14 protein-coding genes are annotated in these 16,240 nt (G+C 38.4%); 13 read left to right on the forward strand and 1 reads right to left on the reverse strand.

Annotated elements, in window-relative coordinates; genetic code table 11:
• Positions 1-28 precede the first annotated feature (28 nt).
• A complete protein-coding gene (pyk, locus tag AC1VNJ_RS00640) occupies positions 29-1,789 on the forward strand; it encodes a pyruvate kinase (protein WP_033579617.1) in 1,761 nt (586 codons plus the stop codon).
• 82 nt (positions 1,790-1,871) lie between these two features.
• Positions 1,872-2,264, forward strand: a complete 393-nt coding sequence (locus AC1VNJ_RS00645) for an FxsA family protein (protein ID WP_482640238.1) — start codon at positions 1,872-1,874, stop codon at positions 2,262-2,264.
• A 39-nt stretch (positions 2,265-2,303) separates the two neighbouring features.
• Here the strand turns inward: AC1VNJ_RS00645 and ytvI are convergent, their stop codons facing one another.
• Positions 2,304-3,413 carry a sporulation integral membrane protein YtvI gene (gene ytvI / locus AC1VNJ_RS00650; RefSeq protein ID WP_049166249.1) on the reverse strand — a complete coding sequence of 370 codons (1,110 nt, stop codon included), beginning with the start codon at positions 3,411-3,413 and terminating at the stop codon, positions 2,304-2,306.
• Positions 3,414-3,526: 113 nt separating this feature from the next.
• On the opposite strand from ytvI, the gene AC1VNJ_RS00655 reads away from it, so the two are divergent.
• The 11 genes from AC1VNJ_RS00655 to coaE all read left to right on the forward strand — a co-directional run bounded on the left by AC1VNJ_RS00655 (position 3,527) and on the right by coaE (position 16,193).
• Complete coding sequence (locus AC1VNJ_RS00655) at positions 3,527-3,988, forward strand: DUF441 domain-containing protein (protein WP_033579620.1); 462 nt, start codon at positions 3,527-3,529, stop codon at positions 3,986-3,988.
• Between the two features lie 360 nt (positions 3,989-4,348).
• On the forward strand, positions 4,349-5,467 hold the full coding sequence (gene citZ / locus AC1VNJ_RS00660; protein WP_482640239.1) for a citrate synthase: 1,119 nt from the start codon (positions 4,349-4,351) through the stop codon (positions 5,465-5,467).
• Between the two features lie 74 nt (positions 5,468-5,541).
• Positions 5,542-6,834, forward strand: a complete 1,293-nt coding sequence (gene icd / locus AC1VNJ_RS00665; RefSeq protein WP_255255780.1) for an NADP-dependent isocitrate dehydrogenase — start codon at positions 5,542-5,544, stop codon at positions 6,832-6,834.
• A gap of 28 nt (positions 6,835-6,862) precedes the next feature.
• Positions 6,863-7,801, forward strand: coding sequence for a malate dehydrogenase (gene mdh, locus AC1VNJ_RS00670; protein ID WP_013059443.1), 939 nt, complete (start codon positions 6,863-6,865; stop codon positions 7,799-7,801).
• A gap of 133 nt (positions 7,802-7,934) precedes the next feature.
• Positions 7,935-8,411 (forward strand): MaoC family dehydratase, encoded by a 477-nt coding sequence (locus tag AC1VNJ_RS00675; RefSeq protein WP_049166247.1) that lies wholly within the window; start codon positions 7,935-7,937, stop codon positions 8,409-8,411.
• A gap of 178 nt (positions 8,412-8,589) precedes the next feature.
• A complete protein-coding gene (locus AC1VNJ_RS00680; RefSeq protein ID WP_013085192.1) occupies positions 8,590-9,306 on the forward strand; it encodes a response regulator transcription factor in 717 nt (238 codons plus the stop codon).
• The gene (gene pnpS / locus AC1VNJ_RS00685) at positions 9,299-11,071 is read left to right on the forward strand and encodes a two-component system histidine kinase PnpS (protein ID WP_028411777.1); all 1,773 of its coding nucleotides are present in this window, start codon (positions 9,299-9,301) and stop codon (positions 11,069-11,071) included. The genes AC1VNJ_RS00680 and pnpS overlap by 8 nt, the downstream gene beginning before the upstream one ends.
• A gap of 329 nt (positions 11,072-11,400) precedes the next feature.
• Positions 11,401-14,028: a DNA polymerase I gene (gene polA / locus AC1VNJ_RS00690; protein ID WP_482640240.1), complete on the forward strand. Its 2,628-nt coding sequence runs from the start codon at positions 11,401-11,403 to the stop codon at positions 14,026-14,028.
• Between the two features lie 21 nt (positions 14,029-14,049).
• A complete protein-coding gene (gene mutM / locus AC1VNJ_RS00695; RefSeq protein WP_482640241.1) occupies positions 14,050-14,883 on the forward strand; it encodes a DNA-formamidopyrimidine glycosylase in 834 nt (277 codons plus the stop codon).
• Positions 14,884-14,943: 60 nt separating this feature from the next.
• Complete coding sequence (ytaF, locus tag AC1VNJ_RS00700; RefSeq protein ID WP_033579623.1) at positions 14,944-15,573, forward strand: sporulation membrane protein YtaF; 630 nt, start codon at positions 14,944-14,946, stop codon at positions 15,571-15,573.
• Between the two features lie 23 nt (positions 15,574-15,596).
• A complete protein-coding gene (coaE, locus tag AC1VNJ_RS00705) occupies positions 15,597-16,193 on the forward strand; it encodes a dephospho-CoA kinase (protein ID WP_033579624.1) in 597 nt (198 codons plus the stop codon).
• The last annotated feature ends 47 nt before the right edge of the window (positions 16,194-16,240 follow it).

Genomic DNA, 16,240 nt, shown 5'->3' on the forward strand with positions numbered 1-16,240 from the left:
AATAGTAAATATATAGGAGGAAATTTGAATGCGTAAAACTAAAATTGTATGTACTATTGGACCAGCGAGTGAAAGTGTAGAAAAATTAGTTGAACTAATTAACTCAGGCTTAAACGTTTGTCGCCTAAACTTCTCTCACGGTGACTTTGAAGAGCATGGTGCACGTATCGTTAACATTCGTGAAGCTGCGAAACAAACAGGTAAAACAGTAGGTATCTTACTTGATACAAAAGGACCTGAAATTCGTACAAACACAATGGAAAATGGTGCAATTGAGTTAGAAGAAGGCGCTGAAATCATTGTTTCTATGACAGAAGTAGTGGGAACAACTGAAAAATTCTCAATTACATATCCAGGTCTAATTGATGACGTACACGTAGGATCAAAAATCCTTTTAGATGACGGTTTAATCGGTCTTGAAGTACTAGACATCAATAAAACTGATGGTGAAATCAAAACGAAAGTACTTAACCCTGGTACATTAAAAAATAAAAAAGGTGTAAACGTGCCAAACGTAAGTGTAAACCTTCCTGGTATCACTGAAAAAGATGCAAACGATATTGTATTTGGTATCGAACAAGGCATTGATTTTATCGCTGCTTCTTTTGTGCGTCGTGCATCTGATGTATTAGAAATTCGTGAACTACTAGAAAAACACAATGCAGCTCACATTCAAATCATCTCAAAAATCGAAAACCAAGAAGGCGTAGATAACATCAAAGAAATCCTTGAAGTTTCAGACGGCTTAATGGTTGCTCGTGGTGACTTAGGAGTAGAAATTCCTGCTGAAGAAGTACCATTAGTACAAAAAGATCTAATCAAACAATGTAATGCACTTGGCAAACCAGTTATTACAGCTACACAAATGCTTGATTCAATGCAACGCAACCCGCGCCCGACTCGTGCGGAAGCAAGTGACGTTGCCAATGCTATTTTTGATGGTACAGATGCAATTATGTTATCTGGTGAAACAGCTGCGGGTTCTTACCCAGTTGAAGCTGTACAAACAATGCATTCAATCGCTTCTCGTGCTGAGCAAGCTCTAAACTACTCTGAGATTTTACAACAGCGCAGCAAACAAGTTGGCCCATCTATTACAGATGCAATCGGACAATCTGTTGTACACACAGCGCTTAACTTAAACGCTAGTGCAATCGTAGCGCCAACAGAAAGTGGTTATACAGCGAAAATCGTTTCTAAATATCGTCCGCAATCTCCAATCGTAGCTGTTGCAGCAAACGATTCTGTTGCACGTCGTCTTTCTCTAGTATGGGGTGTTACACCAGTTGTTGGTGAGCGCGTAAGTACAATTGACGATATGTTAGATCACGCTGTAAATGACGCAGTAAAAACAGGCGTTGTAGCACACGGTGATTTAGTTGTTATTACTGCTGGTGTTCCAGTTGGAGAATCAGGTGCAACGAACTTAATGAAAGTTCAAGTTGTAGGTGACGTTCTGGCTAAAGGACAAGGAATTGGTCGTAAAGCAGCAGTTGGTAAAGTAGTTATTGCTAAAACTGCTGAAGAAGCAAATGCAAAAATGACTGAAGGTGCTATCCTTGTTACAAACAGCACAGATCGCGATATGATCAGTGCAATCGAAAAAGCAGGGGCTCTTATTACGGAAGAAGGCGGTCTAACAAGCCATGCAGCTGTAGTAGGATTAAACTTAAGCATTCCTGTCATTGTAGGTGTAGAAAACGCAACAAGCGTATTCTCAGAAGATCAAGATATTACAGTTGATGCTTCACGTGGTGTTGTATACAACGGACACGCAAGCGTACTGTAAGAAACACGTAGATGATTGAAAAAAAGAGAAGGGGAAATCCTTCTCTTTTTGTTTAGGCAATTCAATAAGCGAAGAGGTGATGATGGTGAGGAAGCTTCTTCCGCTCCTTCTTATTGTACCTGCTGTTGAGGTAATGATTTTGATTTATTCAAGTCATCTCATTGGTGTAATGTCAACATTTTTACTGGTTATTGCTACCAGTTTTATTGGTGCGTTTCTAGCGAAAAAACAAGGAACATCTCTTTTTCAAAAAGCACAGCGTCAGATGAGCCGAGGACATGTTCCAAGCGGTGAAATCCTTGATGGTATGTGTGTACTATTTGGCGGTTTGTTTCTACTGTTTCCAGGCTTCTTGACAGATGTTGTAGGCTTTATCTTTTTACTGCCGTTTACACGCAAAATCGTTAAGCCTTTCCTTTTAACGTGGCTAAGAAGATTTTTTCAAGGACGTAATCGAATGACGATTATTCGTTAACTAGAAAGTGTGTGAAAGAAGCTTCTTTCACACACTTTTTCATTTTCCTACAATAAACTGCCACGTTTCTTTAAAAACTCCCGTTGTATGAAGTGTTTTTAGAATAACAAGAATAACAGGGCCAACTATTAATCCAAAAAATCCAATCAATTGATATCCTACAAATAAAGCAATTAATGTAGCAAGAGGGTCAAGACCAATGCTCGATGACAGAATCTTGGGCTCCATAATTTGTCGCTGCACAAGTACTACAGCATATAGTACCGAAAGTCCTACAGCAAATGACACATTATCTGTTGCAAACGCATAAATCATCCAAGGAACAAAAACCAGTCCTGTTCCGAGGTAAGGAAGAATATCTACTAAGCCGATTAATAAAGCGACTGTAATAGCATAATCAACCTTAAGAACAAGTAAACCAAAAAGAACGATGATGGTGGTAATCGAAATAAGCGTAAGCTGAGCTTTAATAAAACCAAACAGTGCATTTTTAAGCTCCATAACAACTGTCTGTCCATTTTCTCTTACTTTTTTAGGAATAAACACGCTGCTTTTAGCCATCAGCTTGTACCAATCTTTACTAATAAAAAAAGTAGCCAGCAATGAAAAAATAATCACAGTAGCTGCATTAGGCAATACGGATAAAAATACTGGGATGCTTTGCAATACATTTTGCAGAAAATCGCCCACCGTTTGAGCGATATGGTTGCCTACCCCTTTAATGTTCGATAAAATAGTTGCTTGCTGACCGGTATTTAAGTTATTAAACATAGAAGTAATGCGTTCATAAAACGGAAGTATTTGTTCTGTAGCAATATTTTCAATAAATATGACCACTTCTTTGAAATTTGTGGGAACAACTTTCGCTAAATACGTACTTCCTGCAATAATTTCTGTGATAAGTAACGTAATAAGTCCAGCCAAAAGAGAGAAGATAAGAACCATTGACAGTAAAACAGCTAAGTAGCGTGGTAAGCGCAGCTTTAATTCAAATAGATTAACCATAGGATTTATAAAAAAAGCGATGCAGCAGGCGATAATAAATGGATAGAGGAGAGAAGAGACATAATAACTAAGAAATACAGCTGCTGCAATAATTACCAACACACAAGCTAAGCGAAATAGGCGATGTAAATGAAGCTTGTACACAATAAATAGAGGCCTCCTTGTAAACGATAGTCAACAAAAGAAAAAGCTACTCATAAAATAGTTACGTAATACGCTTTAGAATTATCACAATAAAAAAAGAAAGGATGAGTAAAATGTTTTCACAACCGATGCTTTTTTTAGCTGTTTTACTCGTAATTGGATTAGTGGCTAAAAATCAATCATTAATCATTGCAGTTGCATTTTTACTTATTTTAAAATTAATCGGGTTAGACAGTAAGGTTTTTCCTTTTCTACAATCAAAAGGAATTAATATTGGGGTAACGGTGATTACAATTGCCGTTCTTGTGCCAATTGCAACAGGAGACATAGGGTTTAAACAATTAGGAGAAGCTGTGAAATCTTCTTATGCCTGGATTGCTCTAGGAGCCGGCATTGCTGTAGCAATTATTGCCAAATATGGGCTTACGCTCTTGGAAGATGATCCGCATATTACGACCGCTTTAGTTTTTGGCACAATTCTTGCTGTGGCGCTGTTTCAAGGGGTAGCAGTAGGTCCGTTAATCGGTGCTGGAATTGCTTATTTATTTATGAAATTAACTGAACTTTTTTCGTAGAAATTTTTGTATAATAATAATTTTTTTAAAATTTCTTCTCTCTTTTGATTCACAAAAGTCAGATAATTGTTTATAATATATTTTGAGGCCGCATCTTTTTACATACAATTGTATGTTTTACCTATAGGGCTGTAACAAAGCAATGACACATGCAGATGTTTTAATTTTGTGTGTTATTGAAACAAATGGAAATGTAAGCATTTTCTTTACGTGGGGTGAAGGAATGTTCTTCCAAGATATATATTCAAAAGAGGCGCTTCGTATATCATTTAATGTCTAGTTGAGCAGAAGCTCAATTTTGTTTTTCACGTTTTACACAGAAAGGTATGGGGAATTTTTTCTGTAAAGGAGTGGAGATTTATGACAGCAACTCGAGGTCTAGAAGGGGTAGTCGCTACAACGTCAGCAGTAAGTTCAATTATTGATGACACTTTAACATATCAAGGCTACAATATTGATGATTTAGCGAATTATGCAACATTTGAAGAAGTGGTGTATTTACTATGGCACGGAAAATTACCTAATAAAGAAGAATTATCTGTGTTTTCTAGATTACTAGCAGAAAACGCTAAATTACCCCAAGAAGTCTTAGATCATTTCAAAACTTATCCAATTCAAGATGTTCATCCAATGGCAGCTTTAAGAACAGTCGTATCACTATTGGGGTTGTACGATCCTGAAGCTGATTTAATGGATGAAGAAGCAAATTATCGCAAAGCTGTTCGTTTGCAAGCACAATTACCAACAGTGGTGACGGCTTTTTCAAGAGTTCGCAACGGATTAGAGCCAATTGAGCCAAACGAAAATTATAGCATTGCCGCTAACTTTTTATATATGTTAACCGGCGAAGAGCCAACTGATATCCAAGTAGAAGCGTTTGATAAAGCACTTGTCTTACACGCTGACCATGAGCTAAATGCTTCAACTTTTACAGCGCGTGTCTGTGTGGCAACGTTATCCGATATTTATTCAGGGATTACAGCCGCTATTGGGGCGTTAAAGGGTCCTCTTCACGGGGGAGCGAATGAAGCTGTTATGAAAATGTTGTCTGACATTCAAACAGTTGAAAACGCAGAACCTTACATTCGCGAAAAGCTCGCGAAAAAAGAAAAGATTATGGGATTTGGACATCGTGTGTATGAGCAGGGTGATCCTCGTGCCAAGCACTTGAAAGAAATGTCTGAAAAACTTACAAAACAAGCAGGAGATACAACGCTATACGATATGTCAGTGAAAATTGAGGAAATCGTAACAGGCGAGAAGAAGCTTCCGCCAAACGTTGATTTCTATTCAGCTTCTGTATACCACAGCTTAGGTATTGATCACGATTTATTTACTCCGATTTTTGCCGTAAGCCGCGTATCAGGATGGATTGCTCACATTTTAGAGCAGTATTCAAACAATCGTTTGATTCGTCCAAGAGCTGATTATATCGGTCCTGGAAAACAAACGTACATTCCGCTTGAAGAGCGCAGCTAAACAATGTGACGAAGGTGCTCACGTTCGTTGAGCACTTTTCCATAAGTGAAAGTAGACAATTTTTTAAGGAGGTCATTCTCATGACAAAAGGTGAACAAATTTCTGTAGCAAACGGCGTTTTAAACGTACCAAATAACCCAATTATTCCATTTATCGAAGGTGACGGAATTGGTCCGGATATCTGGGCAGCAGCTTCCCGCGTATTAGAAGCAGCAGTTGCAAAAGCATACAATGGTGAAAAAGAAATCGTTTGGAAAGAAGTATTAGCAGGTGAAAAAGCATTTAATCAAACTGGCGAATGGTTACCGGAAGAAACGTTAGATGCAATTCGCGAATACATAATTGCAATCAAAGGACCATTAACGACACCAGTAGGCGGTGGAATTCGTTCTCTAAATGTGGCATTGCGTCAAGAATTAGACTTATTCACATGCTTACGTCCTGTTCGCTACTTTGACGGCGTACCTTCTCCAATTAAGCGCCCAGAAGATACAGATATGGTTATCTTCCGTGAAAATACTGAAGATATTTATGCTGGTATTGAATATGCGAAGGGTTCTGAAGAAGTACAAAAACTTGTTTCATTCCTACAAACGGAATTAGGCGTAAATAAAATCCGTTTCCCTGAAACTTCTGGATTAGGTATTAAGCCTATTTCTTCTGAAGGAACAGAGCGTCTTGTGCGTGCAGCAATCAACTATGCGATTGAACAGGGCCGCAAGTCTGTTACGCTTGTACACAAAGGTAACATTATGAAATATACAGAAGGCGCATTTAAAAATTGGGGCTATGAGCTAGCTGAAAAAGAATTCGGCGATAAAGTATTTACTTGGGCTCAATATGACCGCATCGTTGAAAAAGAAGGTGCACAAGCTGCAAACAAAGCTCAAGCAGAAGCGGAAGCAGCAGGAAAAATTATTGTAAAAGATTCTATTGCAGATATCTTCTTACAACAAATTTTAACTCGTCCACGTGAATTCGATGTAGTAGCAACAATGAACTTAAATGGAGATTACATTTCAGATGCATTAGCAGCACAAGTTGGCGGTATCGGAATTGCTCCAGGAGCAAACATCAACTATGAAACTGGACATGCTATCTTTGAAGCAACTCACGGTACAGCACCTAAATATGCTGGTTTAGATAAAGTAAACCCATCTTCTGTATTATTATCAGGTGTGTTAATGCTTGAACACCTTGGCTGGAATGAAGCAGCGGATCTAATCATGAAATCAATGGAAAAAACAATTGCTTCAAAAGTAGTAACATATGATTTCGCACGTTTAATGGACGGCGCAACAGAAGTGAAGTGTTCAGAGTTTGCTGATGAATTAATTAGCAATCTAGGAAAACAAGTAACAGTTTAATAGCTATTCATTTAGGGGAGGAATTATAATGGCAAATATGCGTAAAAAAGTATCTGTTATCGGAGCGGGCTTTACAGGAGCTACAACTGCTTTTTTAATTGGTCAAAAAGAATTAGCTGATGTTGTATTAGTTGATATTCCGCAATTAGAAAATCCAGCTAAAGGTAAAGCGCTGGATATGTTAGAAGCAAGTCCTGTACAAGGCTTTGACGCTAACATTACAGGAACAGCCAACTACGAAGACACAGCTGATTCTGACATTGTCATTATTACAGCTGGTATCGCGCGTAAGCCAGGTATGAGTCGCGATGATTTAGTCACAACGAACCAAAAAATTATGAAGTCTGTTACTCAAGAAGTTGTTAAATACTCGCCAAACTGTCACATTATCGTGTTAACAAACCCGGTAGATGCTATGACGTACACAGTATTTAAAGAATCTGGTTTTCCTAAAAACCGCGTAATCGGTCAATCAGGCGTATTAGATTCTGCACGTTTCCGTACGTTCGTAGCGCAGGAGTTAAACATTTCAGTGAAAGATATCACAGGTTTTGTACTTGGTGGACATGGCGACGATATGGTACCTCTTGTACGCTACTCATATGCTGGCGGTATTCCTCTTGAAACGCTTATTCCAAAAGCGCGTCTTGAAGCAATTGTTGAAAGAACACGCAAAGGCGGCGGCGAGATCGTTAACTTATTAGGCAACGGAAGTGCGTACTACGCTCCTGCTGCTTCTTTAGTGGAAATGACAGAAGCGATCTTAAAAGATCAGCGTCGTATTTTACCAGCGATTGCTTACCTAGAGGGTGAATATGGTTATAACGGCATCTACTTAGGTGTTCCGACCGTATTAGGAGCTGCAGGAATTGAGCAAGTAATTGAATTAGAACTTACTGATTCTGAAAAAGCTGCGTTAGATCAATCAGCAAAATCAGTCAAAACTGTCATGGGTGTATTAGCTTAATACAATAAAGTAGGTTTGAGTATAGGTTTTTATAGATATTCAAACAATAGTCACAAGGAAAATTCGAGGGAAACCTCGAATTTTTCTTGTATATAAAGAAAAACTATTACTTTATACAAAAGGTGGAATGATGATGGTATTAGGTAAAAAACAAAAAATAGGTCGAAGTATTGAAGATATAAAAGTTGGAGAAAAATTAACGCTAACTGAACGAATTGAAGATAAAGATATCTTATTGTACTTAGGGCTGACAAATGATTCTAACCCTTTATACATTCAGCATGATTATGCATCTCAGACACCTTTTAAGAAACCTATTGTGCCAAGCATTATGATTACCGGTATTATGACAGCAGCCATTTCAAAGTACTTGCCCGGACCTGGAAGCCATGTTGCAGAACATACGGTTGCCTTTCCCAAAAAAATTCATCATTATAGTACGATTGAATTTTTATTTGAAGTCACAGAGGTAGATGTTTCTTCTAAAACTGTTACGATTGAAGTAGAAGCGGTCAATGAACAAAAAGAGAAAGTAGTAACGGCTCGGTTTCTTGTGTGTCCGCCGCTTAGACTTCCATCAGTAGAGACACATGACTTTGAAAATTTTTAAAACGCCCTAAATATTGATAAATATAGAAGAAGCTCTTTAGCCATATTTTCTGAAAATGTTGAAATGTATTGGAGAACGAGGCTAAAACATTGTATGATAAGAGAAGATAAATAGAAAATAATATCATTTGGGTGAAGCTGCGGTTTAATTTAACTAGATGGAGGCTTATATCGTTAATATGAGTAAGAAATTATTAGTCGTAGATGATGAACAATCAATTTCAACATTATTACAATATAATTTACAACAAGCTGGCTTTACAGTAGAAACAGCTGAAGACGGGGAAGAAGGATACAACAAGGCATTAGAAGGAAAACCTGATTTAATTGTGTTAGACTTGATGCTTCCTAAAATGGATGGAATTGAAGTTTGTAAAAAGCTTCGTCAGCAAAAAGTGATGACGCCTATTTTAATGTTAACTGCAAAAGACGATGAGTTTGACAAGGTATTAGGGCTAGAACTTGGCGCAGATGACTACATGACGAAACCATTTAGTCCTCGAGAAGTAGTAGCCCGTGTAAAAGCCATTTTACGCAGAACACAAATTATTGCTCAGGAAAATGAACAGGAGGAAGATGGCGAACGCATCATGATTGGTGATTTAAAAATTCTTCCAGATCATTATGAGGCCTACTTTAATCAAGAGCAGCTTGAGCTTACTCCGAAAGAATTCGAGTTATTATTATATTTGGCAAAATACAAAGGACGGGTATTAACTCGTGATCAGCTGCTGAGTGCAGTGTGGAATTATGATTTTGCCGGAGATACGCGAATTGTAGATGTGCACATCAGCCATCTGCGTGAGAAAATTGAACATAATACGCGAAAACCGGTTTATATAAAAACGATTAGAGGATTAGGATATAAGCTGGAGGAACCAAAGGTAGATGAATAAATTTCGTTCAAGGCTACTTTTGGCTCTATTAGTACTTATTATTATTGTATTAGTAGGTCTTGGCCTGCTGCTGGGGCAGTTGTTTAAAAACTTTTATTTTCAAACGTTTCAAGAGCGAATGGAAAAAGAAGCAAAGCTTGTGGAAATGTACATTAGTGAAGAAGGCATCACAAGTCCTGCTTTAAAATCTAAAGTTGATCAAATCAGTCATTCGCTAAGTGTACGAACGACTGTCGTTCAAAAAGATGGAAAAATATTAGTTGACTCAAATCCAGGTAGCAAGCAGCAAAGAATCGAAAAAAGTATTGTAATCCAACAAGTATTAAAAAAGCAGTTAAACAGCAAAAAAAGCTTTGATCAAATTAAAGAAGATTACGACTTATATTACTATGGTATCCCGCTTATTATAGAAGGTAAGCAAGAGGGATTTGTTGTTTTGAGTACATCGTTTGATTCATTAAAACAAGTAAATCAGCAAATCTGGGGGCTTCTTATTGGAAGCTTAGGTCTAGCTTTGATTGTGATTTTACTCTTAGGTGTAAAGATTATGGGGCGCTATACCCGTCCTATTGAATCGGCAACCAAGGTGGCTATGGAACTTGCAAAAGGGAATTATAAAGCTCGTACATATGAAGATTATGTAGATGAAACAGGGATGCTGAGTCAGTCTATTAACGCACTTGCTCGTAATCTGCAAGAGTCTATCACTAATCAAGAAATGCAGCAGGACAGGCTGCGCACGCTAATTGAAAATATGGGAAGCGGTATGCTTCTTATCGATAGTCGAGGCTATATAAACTTAGTGAACCGAGCTTATAAAGAGCAGTTTCATATACATCCGGACGACTTCCTTTATCACTTGTATTATGAGGTATTTGAGCACAAAGAAATCATTAAACTTGTGGAAAAAATATTTATGACCGAAGTAAAGGTTCGAAAACAAGTCGTTTTGCCTTTAAATATTGAACGAAGATATTTTGATGTTTACGGAGCGCCGATTATTGGCTTAAACGATGAATGGAAAGGCATTGTGCTTGTTTTCCATGATATTACCGAGCTGAAAAAACTAGAACAAGTGCGCCGTGACTTTGTAGCGAATGTGTCTCATGAACTAAAAACGCCTATTACGTCCATTAAAGGGTTTAGTGAGACATTGTTAGACGGTGCCATGGAAGATCCAAAGCTGCGAGAGCAGTTTCTATCTATTATTCTAACGGAAAGCCAGCGCATGGAGAGCTTGATTCAAGATCTTTTGGATTTATCTAAAGTTGAACAGCAAGGTTTTAAACTAAGCATTCATTCAGTAGATTTGAATACCCTTCTCTATGAGGTCATAACAGTGTTATCGAACCGAGCGAATGAAAAAGAAATCACTCTAACGTTAGATACGCTTCCTGAAGAAGCGTGGATTGATGGTGACAGTCAGCGCCTTATGCAAGTGTTCGTTAACTTAATTGGCAATGCGCTCATGTATACAATGCCTGGAGGAACCGTTCATGTTTCGCTTGAAGAGGAAGAAGAAACGATTACGGTTCATGTTCAAGATACAGGTATCGGTATTGATTCTGATGAAATTTCACGTATTTTTGAGCGTTTTTACAGAGTAGATAAAGCAAGAAGCCGCAATTCCGGAGGTACAGGTCTTGGATTAGCAATTGTTAAACATCTTGTTGAAGCTCATAAAGGAGAAATTGAAGTGAAAAGTGAAGTCAATAAAGGGACAACTTTTTCGGTGAAGCTGCACAAGTATTTGCCGCAGATGTAAAATGTTTACGTTCCTTTTACAATTTATTTAATGTAGCTTAATAATTAATTGATACAATTTTTCATGGAAACCCCTTCATCCAAGGAGCCAATATGTAAGGCGAAAATAGCTTTAACCGTGCTATTTTCGCCGATTCTTTTTGACAATTTCTATCCATTCACATGCTACACCGCCTAAAATAACCAGGCGGTGTTTTTTATTTTATGATGTATAGATCTTATCACCATATGAAAATAAAACGTTGAATTCAAGAGTACTTTTTGTTCTTAAAGCTTATTGTTTGCTAAAATAAAGGTAAGATAAGAAGAGAGCGAAATGGAGGAACATGAATGACACAAAAACTAGTATTAATTGACGGGAATAGTATTGCCTACCGTGCATTTTTTGCTTTGCCGCTTTTAAACAATGATAAAGGAATACATACAAATGCCATATACGGCTTTACTACAATGCTGACACGTATTTTAGAGGAAGAGAAGCCAACGCATTTACTGGTGGCTTTTGATGCAGGGAAAACAACGTTTCGTCACAAAACATTTACAGAATATAAAGGAGGCAGACAAAAGACGCCTCCTGAACTTTCAGAGCAGTTTCCCTTTATTCGTGAGTTATTAGATGCATATGGAATTAAGCGCTATGAACTGCCTGAGTACGAAGCAGATGATATTATCGGTACACTTTCAAAACAAGCAGAACAAAAAGGAATGGCCGTGAAAGTCATTTCCGGTGATAAAGATTTACTTCAGCTTGTGTCAGAGCATGTAACCGTAGATATTACGAGAAAAGGAATTACGGATGTGGATTCCTATACGCCTGCAGCCATTGATGAAAAATATGGAATCACGGCTGCGCAAATCATTGATATGAAGGGTCTTATGGGAGACAGCTCAGATAATATCCCAGGTGTGCCTGGAGTTGGAGAAAAAACAGCCTTAAAGCTATTAAAAGAGTTTGAAACCGTTGAAAATGTATTGCAATCTATCGATCAAGTCAGCGGTAAAAAATTAAAAGAAAAGCTAGAAGATAATCGTGAATCAGCCATCATGAGTAAAAAGCTTGCAACTATTTATTGCGAAGCGCCTCTTGAAGTATCTGTAGAAGATGCGAAATATGACGGGTTTGAATCTTCAAAGGTCATCTCTTTATTTAAAGAGCTTGGGTTTAATTCTCTGCTTGCTAAATTTGGTGAATCAGCAGAAGAGGAAGCAGATTTTGAAGAACTGACGTTTGAAATAGTGCAGGAAGTTCACGATGATATGTTAACAAGCGAAGCAGCTCTGATCGTAGAAGGTTATGAAGAAAACTATCATCACAATCAGCTGCTCGGTTTTGGAATCAGCAACAAAAACGGCCACTATTTTATTGATAAAGACACAGCTCTTTCATCTTCCAAGTTTACAGCATGGCTAGAAGATGAAGATGTAAAAAAGACGGTGTTTAATGGAAAACGTACGATTGTATCGTTAAAATGGGCGGGGCGTGAAATTAAAGGAATTGAACATGATGTAATGATTGCTTCTTACATCTTAAATCCCGCTGAAGCAAATGATGACCTAGCGACAATTGCAAAATTAAAAGGATATCATCAAGTGCAATCAGATGAAGCTGTGTATGGAAAAGGAGCTAAGCGAAGCATTGCGGAAGCTGCTCAGCTAGCTGAGCATGTTATAAGAAAAGCAGCCGCCGTAGCTTATTTAAAAGAAGTGTTGGAAAAAGAATTGGTTGAAAATGAACAGTTTGAGCTGTTTGAAAAGCTTGAAATGCCTCTTGCCATTGTCCTTGCCGATATGGAATATCAAGGGGTGAAAATTGATCGGGCGCGTTTGGATGAAATGGGCGAAGATCTTCGAGAACAGCTTGAAAAAATTGAAGCGAAAATCTACGAATACGCTGGACAAGAATTCAATATTAATTCACCAAAGCAGCTAGGAGTTGTTCTTTTTGAAAAAATGCAGCTTCCAGTCATAAAGAAAACAAAAACAGGCTATTCCACATCAGCTGATGTATTAGAGCAATTAGCTAGCGCCCATGATATTATCCCAGAGATTTTACAATACCGTCAGCTAGGAAAATTACAGTCTACGTATATCGAAGGGTTAAAAAAGGTTATTCATGAAAGCGATGGAAAAGTTCATACCCGCTTTAATCAAACGTTAACTCAAACGGGAAGGTTAAGCTCAGTAGATCCTAACTTGCAAAACATCCCGATTCGTCTTGAAGAAGGTAAAAAAATAAGAGGTGCGTTCGTGCCTTCACAGCCTGATTGGTTAATATTTGCGGCGGATTATTCACAAATTGAGCTGCGCGTACTGGCTCATATTGCAAATGATGAAAAGCTAATTGATGCGTTTAAGCATGACTTAGATATTCATACGAAAACAGCGATGGATGTGTTCCACGTCGAAAGAGAAGAAGTAACGTCGAATATGCGCCGTCAGGCTAAAGCAGTTAATTTTGGAATCGTCTATGGCATCAGTGATTACGGTTTATCGCAAAGTTTAGGAATTACAAGAAAAGCAGCGGCTACTTTTATTGAACGCTATTTAAAAAGCTTCCCGGGTGTACAGGAGTATATGGATACGATTGTGCGCGATGCAAAAGAAAAGGGATACGTAACAACGCTCTTGCACCGCCGCCGTTACTTGCCTGAAATCACGAGCCGAAACTTTAACCTCCGCAGCTTTGCTGAGCGTACAGCTATGAATACGCCTATTCAAGGGACAGCAGCTGACATTATTAAAAAAGCAATGATTGAAATGGATAAGCGCTTAAAAGATGAAAATCTTCAGGCTAAGCTGCTGCTTCAAGTACACGATGAGCTGATTTTTGAAGCCCCAGAAGAAGAAGTTAAAATTTTAGAGAAAATCGTACCAGAAGTAATGGAGCATGCTTTAGAGCTAGAAGTTCCGTTGAAAGTAGATTATTCTTACGGAAAGACTTGGTACGAAGCAAAGTAGTGGAAAAAGGATGTGACAAACGTGCCAGAATTACCAGAAGTTGAGACCGTCAGACGTACGTTGATTGAATTAGCCAGTGGTAAGACCATTGATCGTGTAACCGTTAAATGGCCTAATATTATCAAACGTCCTGAGCAAGTTGAGCAGTTTTGTGACGCGCTTGTTGGACAAACCATTCGAGATGTTGAACGCAGAGGTAAGTTTTTGAAAATTGTACTCGATGATTATACGATGGTTTCTCATCTGCGTATGGAAGGAAAATATGCTCTCCATGAAAATGCAGACGAACCAGATAAGCATGTACACGTCTTTTTTCACTTCACCGACGGAACAGAATTACGATACCGGGATGTAAGGAAATTTGGTACCATGCACTTATTTAAAAAGGGAGAGGAAGATCTGTTTCCTCCTCTTATTGGCCTTGGACCTGAACCGTTTGACGAAACATTTAATCCAAGTCAGTTAAAAATGCGAATCGGCAAAACCTCTCGAAAAATCAAGCCGGTTTTACTCGATCAAAATGTCGTGGTTGGGCTAGGGAATATTTATGTAGATGAAGCACTATTTCGCGCAGGGATTCACCCTGAACGAGTGGCCAGCCAATTAACAGACGAAGAGTATGAAAAATTGTACGAAGAAATTGTAGCGACCCTTCAAGAAGCGGTGAAACAAGGGGGCAGCACAATTCGCACGTATGTAAACACACAGGGGCAAATAGGCATGTTTCAGCAGCAGCTTTACGTGTACGGAAGAAAAGGCGAATCCTGTAAAATTTGCGGTACCCCAATTGAAAAATTTGTTGTAGGCGGTAGAGGAACACATATCTGCCCAAATTGTCAGCCGGCTAAAAAATAACAATGGATGGGCTCCTTTCATATACTACGTATAGACAGAAAGGAAAGGAGTCCTCTCATCATGATAACATTTTCTTTACTTATTCTTGCTTTTGCCGTAAGTCTTGACAGCTTTAGCGTTGGCCTGACATACGGACTTCGAAAGGTGAAAATCCCGCTGAAATCCATTTTTATTATTTCATGTTGCTCAGCATTTTCTTTAATGTTTTCTATGTTTTTAGGAAAGGTACTTACGCATCTATTTTCAGTGGATGTACTAAATAAAGTAGGCGGAGGTATTCTTGTTCTACTTGGAATGTGGATTTTATACCAGTTTTTTTGTCCGGCAGATTCATCTCGAGTGAAAGAAGAAAAAACATTAGTGAAAATTGAAATTAAGTCAATTGGCTTAGTCATTAACGTATTGAAAAAACCAACGGCAGCAGATTTAGATAATTCAGGTTCCATCACTGGGATTGAAGCATTTATACTTGGAATTGCATTATCTCTTGATGCATTTGGAGCAGGGTTTGGAGCAGCTTTATTAGGTTATTCGCCGTATGCTTTAGCAATTGCTGTAGCTCTTATGAGTTCACTTTTTTTAAGTGCTGGCATACAGTTTGGCAAAGTTTTTTCACGTTTATCATGGATGAAAATGTTTTCCTTTTTACCGGGAGTTCTGCTTATTATTTTAGGTATTTTTAGATTTTAAATAAAGCGATAAAGGAGAGGCCAATGTCAATTGTAATTGGATTAACGGGCGGAATTGCTAGTGGAAAAAGTACGGTAACCGGAATGCTGAGAGATATTAATATTCCAGTAATCGATGCTGACCACATTGCAAAAGAAGTCGTCGAACCAGGAAAAGAAGCATATAACCAAATTGTAGAGACGTTCGGCCGTGCCATTCTTCACGAAAATGCGGAGATCAATCGAGCGGCTTTAGGGGGAATTGTGTTTTCTCAAGAGGAAGAACGTAAAAAGTTGAATGCAATTGTACACCCTGCGGTAAGAAAAGAAATGCTTTCTCAAAAGGAAAGGTATATCGAGGAAGGATACGATGCTGTGGTATTAGATATTCCGCTGCTGTTTGAAAGTGATTTGACGCATTTAGTCGATAAAGTAGTGGTTGTATATGTCGATGAGCCTGTGCAGCTAGAAAGGTTAAAATCTCGTAATGATCTCTCGACGAAAGATGCCTATGCACGTATCCACGCACAGCTGCCTTTGATTCAAAAAGTAGCCTTAGCCGATGCGGTGATCAATAACAACGGACCTGTAGAGGAAACAAAACAACAGCTTTTAAGTATATTAGCCCTATGGCTAGATTAAAGAGGCTGAGATAAACGTATGTTAGCTGAAGGGAAATCCGAACGAGC

The sequence above is a fragment of the Priestia sp. 3CA3 genome, from assembly GCF_056836725.1.

Bases quoted from the DNA above. Each gene is read 5' to 3' on its own strand.
- pyk (WP_033579617.1), top strand. From the start codon at position 29: ATGCGTAAAACTAAAATTGTATGTACTATTGGACCAGCGAGTGAAAGT.
- AC1VNJ_RS00645 (WP_482640238.1), top strand. From the start codon at position 1,872: ATGGTGAGGAAGCTTCTTCCGCTCCTTCTTATTGTACCTGCTGTTGAG.
- AC1VNJ_RS00655 (WP_033579620.1), top strand. From the start codon at position 3,527: ATGTTTTCACAACCGATGCTTTTTTTAGCTGTTTTACTCGTAATTGGA.
- citZ (WP_482640239.1), top strand. From the start codon at position 4,349: ATGACAGCAACTCGAGGTCTAGAAGGGGTAGTCGCTACAACGTCAGCA.
- mdh (WP_013059443.1), top strand. From the start codon at position 6,863: ATGGCAAATATGCGTAAAAAAGTATCTGTTATCGGAGCGGGCTTTACA.
- AC1VNJ_RS00675 (WP_049166247.1), top strand. From the start codon at position 7,935: ATGGTATTAGGTAAAAAACAAAAAATAGGTCGAAGTATTGAAGATATA.
- AC1VNJ_RS00680 (WP_013085192.1), top strand. From the start codon at position 8,590: ATGAGTAAGAAATTATTAGTCGTAGATGATGAACAATCAATTTCAACA.
- pnpS (WP_028411777.1), top strand. From the start codon at position 9,299: ATGAATAAATTTCGTTCAAGGCTACTTTTGGCTCTATTAGTACTTATT.
- polA (WP_482640240.1), top strand. From the start codon at position 11,401: ATGACACAAAAACTAGTATTAATTGACGGGAATAGTATTGCCTACCGT.
- ytaF (WP_033579623.1), top strand. From the start codon at position 14,944: ATGATAACATTTTCTTTACTTATTCTTGCTTTTGCCGTAAGTCTTGAC.
- coaE (WP_033579624.1), top strand. From the start codon at position 15,597: ATGTCAATTGTAATTGGATTAACGGGCGGAATTGCTAGTGGAAAAAGT.